Source organism: Rathayibacter sp. PhB1 (assembly GCF_004362935.1).
GTDB lineage: Bacteria > Actinomycetota > Actinomycetes > Actinomycetales > Microbacteriaceae > Rathayibacter > Rathayibacter festucae.
On the sequence record NZ_SNYD01000004.1, the window covers coordinates 417,610 to 429,707 of the forward strand.

A 12,098-nucleotide genomic window follows, 5' to 3' on the forward strand; every position below is an offset into this window, starting at 1 on the left:
ACAGCGGCTCCACGTTACGCCCGCCGTCCCGGCTCGCGCAGGCCCGGCCGCGCGGCTCAGGCGCCGCGCCGGGTCTCCTCGACCCACTGGTCCAGCTTCGCCGTCGCGGCACCCGAGTCGACCGCCTGCGCGGCGCGGTCGAGCGCCGAGCGGAGGCGGTCGAGGATCGCCGTCCGGATCAGCCCCGGGTCGCGCGCCAGATCGAACGCGATCAGTCCCGCCGCCGCGTTCAGCAGCACGATGTCCCGCACCGGCCCCTCCTCGCCGGCCAGGACCGAGCGGACGACCTGCGCGTTGTAGGCGGCGTCGCGCCCGCGGAGCTGGTCGATGCTCGCGCGGCGCAGGCCGAGGTCGCGCGGGTCGAGGTCGTGCTCGACGACCGAGCCGCGCGAGACCTCCCAGATGTGGCTGTGACCGGTGGTCGTCAGCTCGTCGAGCCCGTCGTCGCCGCGGAAGACCAGCGCGGTCGCGCCGCGGGTCTGGAACACCCCGACGAAGAGCGGGACCCGGTCCAGGTGCGCGACCCCGACGGCGGACGCCTCCGGCCGCGCCGGATTGCAGAGCGGCCCGAGGAAGTTGAAGACGGTCGGCACGCCGAGCTCGGCCCGCACGGGCCCCGCGTGGCGGAAGCCGGGGTGGAACATCGCGGCGAAGACGAAGGCGATCCCCGTCCGGCGGAACACCTCGGCCACCCGGTCGGCGGAGAGCGTCAGATCGACGCCGAGCGCCGCGAGCACGTCCGAGGAGCCCGAGGAGGAGGACGCCGCACGATTCCCGTGCTTGACGACCGGCGTGCCCGCGGCCGCCGCGATGATGGACGCGGTGGAGGAGATGTTGACCGTGCCGAAGCGGTCCCCGCCGGTCCCGACGATGTCGAGGGCCATCGGATCCACGTCCAGCGGCACCGCGTGCTCGAGGATCGCGTCGCGGAAGCCGACGATCTCGTCGACCGTCTCGCCCTTGGCGCGCAGCGCGATCAGCAGGCCCGCGAGCTGCGCCGGCGTGGCCTCGCCCTGCATCACCCGCTCCATGGCCCAGGTCGCCTCCGACACCGAGAGATCGGAGGAGTCGAGGAGGGAGCCGAGAATGAGCGGCCAGGACAGGGTTTCCGACATGGCTCTCAGATTATGCGACTACGAAGGCCCCACGGGAAGTGCGAGTTCCCCCCCTTGCGATCGTCCATAATGGTCTGTGTGACGAGCACCTCTCTCTCCCCCACGGCCACCGTGCCCGCAGTGAACCGACCCAACCCGGTCGCGGTCGGAACGATCGTCTGGCTGGGCAGCGAGGTCATGTTCTTCGCGGGCCTGTTCGCGATCTACTTCACCCTCCGCAGCACCTCACCGGAGCTGTGGTCGGCCGAGACCAGCATCCTGAACGTCCCCTACGCGAGCGTCAACACGGTGATCCTGGTCGCCTCGTCGTTCACCTGCCAGTTCGGCGTCTTCGCCGCCGAGCGCCTGCAGCCCCGGTCCACCGGGCTCAGCCCGTTCAAGTGGGGCATGGTCGAGTGGTTCTTCCTCACCTACGCCCTCGGCGCTGTCTTCGTCTGCGGCCAGGTCCTCGAGTACGCGACCCTCGTCTCGGAGGGCGTCACGCTCTCGAGCAACGCCTACGGCTCCGCGTTCTACCTCACCACCGGCTTCCACGCCCTGCACGTGACCGGCGGGCTCATCGCCTTCCTGCTCGTCATCGGCCGCGCCTTCGCCGTCAAGAACTTCGGCCACAAGGAGGCGACCAGCGCGATCGTCGTGTCCTACTACTGGCACTTCGTCGACGTCGTCTGGGTCGGCCTCTTCGTCGTCATCTACTTCCTGAAGTGAGGCCAGCCGCCTCCATGCCCCACCACACTCCCGAACCCCGCAGGAAGGTTGCCTCGATGGCCTCCCCGAAGACGAAGAGCCGCGCCAAGAAGGGTCGCCGTCACCCCCTGGCCACGCTGGCCCTGATCGCGATCGGCCTCGGCCTCACCGGCGGCACCTACGCGGCCGTCGGCGTCGCGACCTCCGCCTCCGCGGAGACCTCGGCCACCAGCCAGCAGACGATCGACGAGGGCTCGAAGCTCTTCGCCGCCAACTGCGCCACCTGCCACGGCCTCGACGCCGCGGGCACCGACAACGCCCCGTCGCTGATCGGCGTCGGCGCCGCCTCGGTCGACTTCCAGGTCGGCACCGGCCGCATGCCGATGCAGATGCACGGCCCGCAGGCCCTCGAGAAGCCGGTGCAGTTCACCGATGACCAGGTCGCCGAGCTGGCGGCCTACGTCGCCTCGCTGGCGCCCGGCCCCGCCATCCCCACCGGCGAGGTCCTCGACGCCCAGGGCGACTCGGCCAACGGCGCCGAGCTCTTCCGAATCAACTGCGCGATGTGCCACAACGTCGCCGGAGCCGGCGGCGCGCTGACCGAGGGCAAGTTCGCTCCCCCGCTGGGCGGCGTCACCGAGGCGCACATCTACGAGGCGATGGTCACCGGCCCGCAGAACATGCCGGTCTTCAACGACCTCAACATCTCGCCGGAAGACAAGCGCGACATCATCTCCTACCTCAAGTACATCGAGGCCAACCCCTCCCCGGGCGGATTCGCCCTGGGCTCCCTCGGCCCCGTCGCCGAAGGCCTCTTCCTCTGGATCTTCGGACTCGGTTCCATCGTCGCCCTGACGGTGTGGATCACCGCACGATCCAACTAGCAGACACCGGCGCCCTGGCGGGCGCTCGACCCCCACGACGCCGAGCGGCGTCGACACGGCGTGAAAAGGAGAACCATGGCAGAGCACGATGAGGGTGGCACCGACCTCGCCACCTCGTCGGCCACCGGGCACGGGAGTGCTCCGGCCGGCACCGCGGTCGTGACGCGGGACCGCGTCCAGGACCCGGGCCTCCCGCCGCACCGCCCCCGGATGACCGACGTCGACCCCAAGGTCGCGAAGCGGGCCGAGCGCACGGTCTACACGCTCTTCTACCTCTCCTTCGCGGGCTCGATCTTCGCGGTGGCCGCCTACATGGCGTTCCCGATCACGGAGAGCATCGAGTCGGTCCGGCTGAACACGCTGTTCATCGGCCTCGGCATGTCGCTGGCGCTCCTGGGCATCGGCATCGCCGCCGTCCACTGGGGCAAGCAGCTGATGTCCGACCACGAGGGCATCGACATCCGCCACCCCGTCCGCAGCGCGGAGGACACCCGTGCCCGCGCGCTCGAGATCTTCGACCAGTCCGACAAGGAGTCCGGCTTCGGCCGGCGCTCGCTGATCCGCAACAGCCTCATCGGCTCGCTGATCGTCTTCCCCCTGCCCGCCGTGATCCTGTTCCGAGGCCTCGGACCGCAGGACCAGAACCCCGTCGCCCTCCTCAAGACCACGATGTGGCGCGAGGGCACGCGGCTCACCCTGGACCCCTCCGGAGCGCCGATCCTCGCATCGGACGTCACGCTGGGCTCCGCCTTCCACGTCATCCCCGAGGGACTCGACGAGGTCGAGGGCAAGCTGGAGGAGAAGGCCAAGGCCGCCGTCCTCCTGATGCGCCTGAAGCCCGAGGACCTGACCGTCAGCGAGGGTCGCGAGACCTGGAACTACGACGGCATCGTCGCCTACTCCAAGATCTGCACGCACGTCGGCTGCCCCGTGGCGCTGTACGAGCAGCAGACCCACCACCTCCTGTGCCCGTGCCACCAGTCGCAGTTCGACATCAAGCGCGAGGCCGAGGTCATCTTCGGTCCTGCGAAGCGCCCGCTTCCGCAGCTCCCCATCACCATCGACGCCGACGGATACCTGGTCGCCCGCAGCGACTTCACGGAGCCGGTCGGACCATCCTTCTGGGAGCGATGACACACATGTCCACCACCACACCTTCCCGCCCCGCGGCATCGCCCGCGGAGCCCGGCGACGGCGTCATCCTCGGCAGCGGCAAGCTGCAGAAGGGATACGTCGGCAAGGCCTCCAACTACATCGACGAGCGCACGAGCATCTCGGCGGTCGTCAAGGAGTTCGGCCGCAAGATCTTCCCGGACCACTGGTCGTTCCTCCTCGGCGAGGTCGCGCTCTACAGCTTCGTGATCATCCTGCTCTCGGGCACCTTCCTCACCTTCTTCTACCAGGCCTCCATGGTCGAGACGCACTACGAGGGCAGCTACCTGCCGCTCAAGGGCATCGAGATGTCCGCGGCGATGGCCTCGTCGCTCGACATCTCGTTCGACATCCGTGGCGGCCTGCTGATGCGCCAGATCCACCACTGGGCGGCCCTGCTGTTCGTGGCCTCGATCGGCCTGCACATGCTCCGCATCTTCTTCACCGGTGCGTTCCGCAAGCCGCGCGAGATCAACTGGGTCATCGGCTTCGTCCTCTTCATCCTCGCGATGGCCGAGGGCTTCACCGGCTACTCCCTCCCGGACGACCTGCTCTCGGGCAACGGCCTCCGCATCATCGACGGCATGGTCAAGGGCATCCCGATCGTCGGCACCTGGGTCTCGTTCCTCCTCTTCGGCGGCGAGTTCCCCGGCACCGACATCGTCGGCCGCCTCTACACGCTGCACATCCTGCTGCTGCCGGCGCTGGTGCTCGCGTTCATCGCCCTGCACCTCGTGTTCGTGGTCGTCCACAAGCACACCCAGTTCCCCGGTGCGGGCAAGACCGAGCAGAACGTCGTCGGCTACCCGGTGCTCCCGGTCTACGCGGCCAAGGCCGGTGGATTCTTCTTCATCGTCTTCGGTGTCGTCGTCCTCATCGCCTCGCTGTTCACGATCAACCCGATCTGGAACTACGGCCCGTACGACCCCTCCCCCGTCTCCGCCGGCACCCAGCCCGACTGGTACATCGGCTTCGCCGACGGTGCCCTGCGTCTGGTCCCGCCGGGACTCGAGTGGGCGATCCCGGGCCTGGGCACGATCTCGTTCAACATCCTCCTGCCGCTCTCCGTGGTCGGTCTGTTCATCGTCGTCGTCCTGCTCTACCCGTTCCTCGAGGCCTGGATCACCGGTGACAAGCGCGAGCACCACCTGCTCGACCGCCCGCGCAACGCCGCCACCCGCACCGCGATCGGTGCCGCCGGAGTCACGTTCTACGCCGTCCTCTGGGCTGCGGCGTCCTCCGACATCATCGCGACGCACTTCCACCTCACGATGGAGGGCGTCATCCACGCCCTGCAGTTCCTCCTCTTCGCCGGTCCGGTCATCGCGTACTTCGTCACGAAGCGCATCTGCCTGGCCCTGCAGAAGAAGGACCGCGAGATCGCCCTGCACGGCTTCGAGTCCGGCCGCATCGTCCGCCTCCCCGGCGGCGAGTTCATCGAGGTGCACCAGCAGCTCGACGCGTACGAGCGCTGGAAGCTGGTCGGCCAGGAGGAGTACGAGCCCCTCATGATCCGCCCGGACTCCCGCGGCCGCATCACCGCCCCGGAGCGCGTGCGCGCCGGCCTCTCCCGCTGGTTCTTCGAGGACCGGATCACCCCCGTCACCCAGAAGGAGCTCGAGAGCTCGCACAGCGAGCACTGACTCCTCCCCCGAAGGGCCCGGACACACAGCGTCCGGGCCCTTCGTCGTCCCCTGTTCGACCATCCCTCCCGAAGCACGGACCCCCGCTGATCCAGCGGCGCCCTCACACAGCGGAGGCACCCCTCCATGCTGATCGAGTAGCCCGCGACAGCGGGCGTATCGAGATCCACCACCGTCAGGACACGAGCCTGCAGACCCGCCCTCCTGAGGACCCCGGGTCTCGATACGCCCCTGCGGGGCTACTCGACCAGCATGGACAGCACGGCCGCCCTCATGCTGATCGAGTAGCCCGCGCAGCGGGCGTATCGAGATCCACCACTGTTCGAACACGACTCCACAGACCCGCCCTCTTGAGGACGCCGGGTCTCGATACGCCCCTGCGGGGCTACTCGACCAGCAAGAACAGCACCGCCGCGCTCATGCTGATCGAGTAGCCCGTGCATCGGGCGTATCGAGATCCACCACCGTCAGAACACGACTCCACAGACCCGCCCTCTTGAGGACGCCGGGTCTCGATACGCCCCTGCGGGGCTCCTCGACCAGCAAGAACAGCACCGCCGCGCTCATGCTGATCGAGTAGCCCGCGCCGCGGGCGTATCGAGATCCACCACCGTCAGAACACGACTCTGCAGACCCGCCCTCCTCAGGACGGCGGGTCTCGATACGCCCCTCTGGGGCTACTCGACCAGCACGGACAGCACAGCCGCCCTCATGCTGATCGAGTAGCGACCGCAGGTCGCGTATCGAGAACCACCACCGTCAGAACACGACTCTGCAGACCCGCCTTCCTGAGGACGCCGGGTCTCGATACGCCCCTCTGGGGCTACTCGACCAGCAAGAACAGCACCGCCACGCTCATGCTGATCGAGTAGCGACCGCAGGTCGCGTATCGAGATCAACCCACGCCAGAAGACTCAGTCCGCAGACCCGCACTGCGGAGAGAGACGGGTCTCGAACCGCCGCTGCGGGACTACTGGACCACCGCGTCAGCGTGCCTCTGTCGAACGCCCTCGTCGCGTGGAGTCGATGATGCTGATCGAGTAGCCCGAGAAGCGGGCGTATCGAGATCCACCACGCTCAGAGCACAAGCCTGCAGACCCGCCCCGCTGAGGAAGCCAGGTCTCGATACGCCCCTGCGGGGCTACTCGACCAGCATGAAGAGAGCTTCCCCCTCCGGATTCCACCGGAGAGGACGCAGGCCGCCGCCTGAGGGCCGTTGCGGGCCCACTCGTGACCCAGCGCCGGCTCGAGCGGACCTGGATCAGCCTCAGGACGCCCCTCAGAGCCCACACAGCGTCCGCTCGCGGCCGGCTTCCGTTCCTGCGGGTACGCCCGCCCTGCAGGCTCACCCGCCCCATGCGAAAGGGCCGGGTGCCGGAGGTCGAAACCTCCTGCACCCGGCCCTCGGAGCCGTGCCGTCCGCCTAGCGGGCGAAGTACCCGCGGTAGTACTCGTACACCCAGCCGGCGATGGCGACCAGGAAGAGGCCGACCGCGATGTAGGTGATCCAGAAGCCGACCGCGAGGCCGAGGAAGGCCAGTGCGGCGGAGCCGCCCAGGATCAGCGGCCACCAGCTCCACGGGCTGAAGAAGCCCAGCTCGGGGTCGCCGTCGTCGATGTCGGCGTCGAGGCGGTCCTCGGGCAGCTCGGCGCCCTGGGCCTTGTGCACCCGGCCGACGTAGAAGGCGATGAAGCCGCCCAGCACCGACGAGAGCGCGATGCCCACGGTGCCGACCCACTCGACCTGGCCGGTGTCGATCAGCGACCAGAGGATGTAGGTGACGTCCGCGAGGAGGAAGAACCCGGCGAGCAGCCAGAACAGATTGACGTTGGCGCGCATGGCCCTACTTCACCGTGCCTTCGGACTTGTCGTACGTGGGGGCGTCCGGAGCGTCCTTCGCCGGACCGATGCCGACGGGGATGCCGGCCTCGGGGTGGTTGAGGTCGAAGGCCGGAGCCTCGCTGCGGATGCGCGGGATGGAGGTGAAGTTGTGCCGGGGCGGCGGGCAGGAGGTCGCCCACTCGAGCGAGCGGGAGAAGCCCCACGGGTCGTTCACGGTGACCTTCGGCGCCTTGCGGGCCGTGATGTACACGTTGAGGAAGAACGGGATCAGCGAGACCGCGAGGATCATCGCGCCGATCGTCGACAGCTGGTTCATCCAGGTGAAGCCGTCCTCGGGCAGGTAGCTCGCGTAGCGGCGGGGCATGCCCACGACTCCGAGCCAGTGCTGGATGAGGAAGGTGGTGTGGAAGCCGATGAACAGCAGCCAGAAGTGCCACTTGCCCAGGGTCTCGTTCAGCATCTTGCCGGTCCACTTGGGCCACCAGAAGTAGAAGCCCGAGAACATCGCGAACACGACGGTGCCGAACACCACGTAGTGGAAGTGCGCCACGACGAAGTACGAGTCGGACACGTGGAAGTCCAGCGGCGGCGAGGCGAGGATGACGCCGGTGAGGCCACCGAAGGTGAAGGTGATCAGGAAGCCGATCGCCCAGATCATCGGGGTCTCGAACGTCACCGATCCACGCCACATGGTGCCGATCCAGTTGAAGATCTTCACGCCGGTCGGGACCGCGATGAGCATCGTCATCAGCGAGAAGAACGGCAGCAGGACCGAGCCGGTGACGTACATGTGGTGCGCCCACACGGTCACGGACAGGGCGGCGATCGCGATGGTCGCGTAGATCAGCGTCTTGTAGCCGAAGATCGGCTTGCGGCTGAAGACCGGGAAGACCTCGGAGACGATGCCGAAGAACGGCAGCGCGATGATGTACACCTCGGGGTGGCCGAAGAACCAGAACAGGTGCTGCCAGAGCAGCACGCCGCCGTTGGCCGCGTCGTAGATGTGCGCGTCGAACACGCGGTCGGCGCCGAGGGCGAACATCGCGGCGGCGAGGACCGGGAAGGCCAGCAGCACGAGGATCGACGTCACCAGGATGTTCCAGGTGAAGATCGGCATGCGGAACATCGTCATGCCGGGGGCGCGCATCGTGATGATCGTGGTGATGAAGTTCACCGCACCGAGGATCGTGCCGAAGCCGGACAGCGCCAGGCCGAAGACCCAGAGATTGCCACCGAGCCCTGGCGAGAACGTCGTGCTCGAGAGTGGCGCGTAGGCGAACCAGCCGAAGGACGCGGCGCCCTGCGGGGTGATGAAGCCGGCGACCGCGATCAGCGAGCCGAAGCTGTAGAGCCAGTAGGCGAACGCGTTGAGCCGCGGGAACGCGACGTCCGGAGCGCCGATCTGCAGCGGCATGAGGACGTTGGCGAAGCCCGCGAAGAGCGGCGTCGCGAACATCAGCAGCATGATCGTGCCGTGCATGGTGAAGAGCTGGTTGTACTGCTCGCGGGTCTCGACCACGGCGAGGCCGGGCTCGAAGAGCTGGGCGCGGATGACCAGGGCCATCACGCCCGCGATGCAGAAGTAGATGAACGAGGTGATCAGGTACATGTACCCGATGACCTTGTGATCGGTGGACGTCATCCAGCGAACGAGGACGTTCGCCTTGCGCTCGACCGGCGGTGTGCCGAATGAGCGGGACGGGGCGGGTGCTGTGGCGGTGCTCATGCTCCCTCTACTCCTCGTTCTCGGTGCGGGCCGGCGCGCCGGTGCCTGGCAGGTTGCTGTTGCGGTCGTACTCGGCACCGAGCTGGCCGGTCTGGCCCGCGTCGCGCAGCGACTGGATGTAGTCGTCGTACTCGCCCTGCGAGACGACCTTCACGTTGAAGAGCATCGCGGAGTGGTACTCGCCGCAGAGCTCGGCGCACTTGCCGGCGTAGGTCCCCTCCTTGAGCGGCGTGACGTACATGTAGTTCGTCTTGCCGGGGATCATGTCCTTCTTGTAAAGGAAGTCGACGACCCAGAAGGAGTGGATGACGTCGCGGGCGTCGAGCTGGATCTTGATCTTCTGGTTCACCGGCAGGTAGAGCGTCGGGACCTCGGACTCGACCAGCGAGCCGGCGCCGTCGGCGCTGTCCTCGTACTGGCCCTGGATGCCCGCGGAGTAGACGTCCTCGTCGACGTAGTTGAAGTCCCACGCCCACTGCTTGCCGTACACCTGGATGGTCTCGTCCGGGTCGTCGTAGGCCTGCTCGATGGCGGCCTGGTCGCGCGCGGTGAAGGCGAAGAAGCCGATCACGAGGATCAGCGGCACGATCGTGTAGAAGATCTCGATCGGCATGTTGTAGCGCAGCTGCACCGGGAGGCCGGTCTGGCCCTTCCGGCGGCGGTAGACGACGACCGCCCAGATCGTCAGGCCCCAGGTGATGACACCCACGGCGAGCAGGACGATCCAGGAGGTGACCCAGAGTCCGATGACCCGGTCGACGTGGTTCGTCGTGCCGGGTTCAGTGGGGAGCCAGCCCTGCAGCTGCTCCTGCGTGCAGCCCGCGAGGACGAGGGCGAGAGCTCCTGCGACGGGTACTGCGACCCATCGGCGGAGACGGCGATTGAAGCGCACCGGTGACCTTTCGGAAGACTGGGGACCAGTTCACACGAAACTGTATTAGACCGGCCCTAGCCTACCCGCCGTCGTCGGCAGGGAGTGCACCGGCACCCGCTCTTGACCTCTCGCCGAAGTGGTGCTGCAACGGCGAACGGCGCCCGGCCGCCCGCCGGAGCGAGGAGTCGGGCGCCGTTCGAGCGGGCCGTGCGGCGTGTCGCCGCGGTCGATCAGTGGAAGCTGTCGCCGCAGGCGCAGCTGCCGCCGGCGTTGGGGTTGTCGATGGTGAAGCCCTGCTTCTGGATGGTGTCCTCGAAGTCGATCGAGGCGCCGTCGAGGTAGGGGACGCTCATCTTGTCGACGACGAGGCCGACGCCCTCGAACTCGACCGCCGCGTCGCCGTCGAGCGTGCGCTCGTCGAAGTAGAGCTGGTAGATCAGGCCGGAGCAGCCGCCGGGCTGGACGGCGACGCGCAGGCGCAGGTCGTCGCGGCCCTCCTGCTCGAGGAGGCTCTTCACCTTCGCGGCGGCGACGGGGGTCATCGAGACGCCGTGCGCCGCGGTGGTGGTGCTGGCGGTCAGTGTCGTGTCGGACATGTCACTCCTCGGTGGGATCGGTCGGAACGGAGCCGAGCGGGAACAGAGCTGGCGGGATCGGACGGCGTGCTGCCGACGATTCTACGGTGGCAACCCGGGCGCGGGCCGGGCTATTCCGAATCGCTCAGGCCCGGTGCTCGGCGGCGCGCAGCAGGAACAGCGCCTCCGTCTGCGCCGCGCGCTGGAAGACGCCGAGGTGGAGGGACTCGTTCGGGCTGTGCGCGCGCGAGTCCGGGTCCTCGACGCCGGTGACCAGGATCTGCGCGTCCGGGAACTCGCGCACGAGGTCGGCGATGAAGGGGATGCTGCCGCCGACGCTGGTCTCCAGCGGCGCGCGGCCCCAGGCGTCGGCCATCGCCTGCTCGACCAGGCCGACGGCCCAGCCCGAGGTGTCGACCAGGAAGGGCTCCCCCGTGTCGACGTCGGCGATCTCGAGGTGGGCGCCGAACGGAGCGTGCGCCCGCAGGTGCCGCTCGAGGGCGGTGAAGCCCTCCTGCGCCTCCTGGCCGGGAGCGATGCGGGCGCTGATCTTGACCCGCACGGACGGGCTGAGGGTGTTGGAGGCGTCCACCACGCTGGGTGCGTCGATGCCGGTGACCGTGATCGACGGCTTCGACCAGATCCGGGAGAGGAGGGGACCGGAGCCGATCGGCGAGACCCCGTCGAGGAGGCCGGAGTCGCGGCGCAGGTCCTCCTCGGTGGTCTCGGGGACCACACCGTCGTGCTCGGTGAGCCCGGCGACCGCGACCGAGCCGTCCTCGTTCCAGAGCGTGTCGAGGAGGCGGATCGTCGCGAGCATCGCGTCGGGCACCGCGCCGCCGAGCATGCCGGAGTGCGAGGCGTGGTCGAGGGTGCGGACGGTGAGGGTCAGCGTGACGTTGCCGCGCAGGCCCACGGTGAGCGAGGGGGTGTCGATGTCCCAGTTGTCGCTGTCGGCGACCACGATCACGTCGGCCCGCAGCGCGTCGTGGTGCTCGCGGAGGAAGGTCGGGAACGAGCGGGAGCCGAACTCCTCCTCGCCCTCGATGAAGAGCACGAGGCCGAGGTCGTGGTCGTCTCCGGCCACCCGGCGCAGGGCCCGGACCGCGGCGAGGTGCGAGACCACGCCCGCCTTGTCGTCCGCGGCACCGCGGCCGTAGAGGCGGTCGCCGCGCACCGTCGGCTCGAACGGCGGCGTCTCCCACGCCTCCTCCGCCCCCTGCGGCTGGACGTCGTGGTGGGCGTAGAGCAGGACGGTGGGTGCGCCGTTGCGGGCGGCCCGCGTCGCGAGGACGGCGGGCTGACCGAGGAGGTCGGAGTCGTAGATGGTGGAGCTGCGGATCGAGACCTCGTCGAAGACACCCGTCTCCCGGGCGAGCTCGGCGATCGCCTCGGCGCTGGCGGCGACGCGGGTGGCGTCGAAGCCGTCCCAGGAGACGGAGGGGATCCGGACGAGCCGGCCCAGCTCGCCGAGCGAGCGGGGCAGGTCGTCGCGCACGGCGGCGAGCACCTCCTCCTCGGCGGCGGACAGGGTGGAGGACGGAGTCGGAGCGTCGTGAGCCATGGAGGTAATCTTAAGAGACCCTCGATTCCAAGGAC

General features: G+C 68.6%; 10 protein-coding genes. 4 read left to right on the forward strand and 6 right to left on the reverse strand.

The features are described from left to right. Positions 1-56 precede the first annotated feature (56 nt). The gene (gene trpD / locus EDF17_RS12380) at positions 57-1,115 is read right to left on the reverse strand and encodes an anthranilate phosphoribosyltransferase (RefSeq protein ID WP_123446159.1); all 1,059 of its coding nucleotides are present in this window, start codon (positions 1,113-1,115) and stop codon (positions 57-59) included. A 69-nt stretch (positions 1,116-1,184) separates the two neighbouring features. Here trpD and EDF17_RS12385 point away from each other — a divergent pair, with 69 nt between their 5' ends. The 4 genes from EDF17_RS12385 (at position 1,185) to EDF17_RS12400 (ending at position 5,481) form a co-directional block, all read left to right on the forward strand. Further along, positions 1,185-1,823, forward strand: coding sequence for a heme-copper oxidase subunit III (locus EDF17_RS12385; protein ID WP_123446158.1), 639 nt, complete (start codon positions 1,185-1,187; stop codon positions 1,821-1,823). A gap of 56 nt (positions 1,824-1,879) precedes the next feature. Further along, positions 1,880-2,686 carry a c-type cytochrome gene (locus tag EDF17_RS12390; protein WP_123446157.1) on the forward strand — a complete coding sequence of 269 codons (807 nt, stop codon included), beginning with the start codon at positions 1,880-1,882 and terminating at the stop codon, positions 2,684-2,686. Positions 2,687-2,761: 75 nt separating this feature from the next. Next, positions 2,762-3,820 carry a Rieske 2Fe-2S domain-containing protein gene (locus EDF17_RS12395; RefSeq protein WP_123446156.1) on the forward strand — a complete coding sequence of 353 codons (1,059 nt, stop codon included), beginning with the start codon at positions 2,762-2,764 and terminating at the stop codon, positions 3,818-3,820. 5 nt (positions 3,821-3,825) lie between these two features. After that, a complete protein-coding gene (locus EDF17_RS12400; protein WP_123446155.1) occupies positions 3,826-5,481 on the forward strand; it encodes a cytochrome bc complex cytochrome b subunit in 1,656 nt (551 codons plus the stop codon). Between the two features lie 1,423 nt (positions 5,482-6,904). Here the strand turns inward: EDF17_RS12400 and EDF17_RS12405 are convergent. The 5 genes from EDF17_RS12405 to EDF17_RS12425 form a co-directional block, all read right to left on the reverse strand. Beyond that, positions 6,905-7,321, reverse strand: coding sequence for a cytochrome c oxidase subunit 4 (locus EDF17_RS12405; RefSeq protein WP_123446154.1), 417 nt, complete (start codon positions 7,319-7,321; stop codon positions 6,905-6,907). Between the two features lie 4 nt (positions 7,322-7,325). After that, on the reverse strand, positions 7,326-9,050 hold the full coding sequence (ctaD, locus tag EDF17_RS12410) for a cytochrome c oxidase subunit I (RefSeq protein WP_123446153.1): 1,725 nt from the start codon (positions 9,048-9,050) through the stop codon (positions 7,326-7,328). A gap of 7 nt (positions 9,051-9,057) precedes the next feature. Beyond that, positions 9,058-9,942 (reverse strand): cytochrome c oxidase subunit II, encoded by an 885-nt coding sequence (gene coxB / locus EDF17_RS12415; protein ID WP_123446152.1) that lies wholly within the window; start codon positions 9,940-9,942, stop codon positions 9,058-9,060. 212 nt (positions 9,943-10,154) lie between these two features. Continuing rightward, positions 10,155-10,520 carry an iron-sulfur cluster insertion protein ErpA gene (erpA, locus tag EDF17_RS12420; protein WP_123446151.1) on the reverse strand — a complete coding sequence of 122 codons (366 nt, stop codon included), beginning with the start codon at positions 10,518-10,520 and terminating at the stop codon, positions 10,155-10,157. Between the two features lie 124 nt (positions 10,521-10,644). Further along, positions 10,645-12,063, reverse strand: a complete 1,419-nt coding sequence (locus EDF17_RS12425) for a dipeptidase (protein ID WP_123446150.1) — start codon at positions 12,061-12,063, stop codon at positions 10,645-10,647. Between the last annotated feature and the right edge of the window lie 35 nt (positions 12,064-12,098).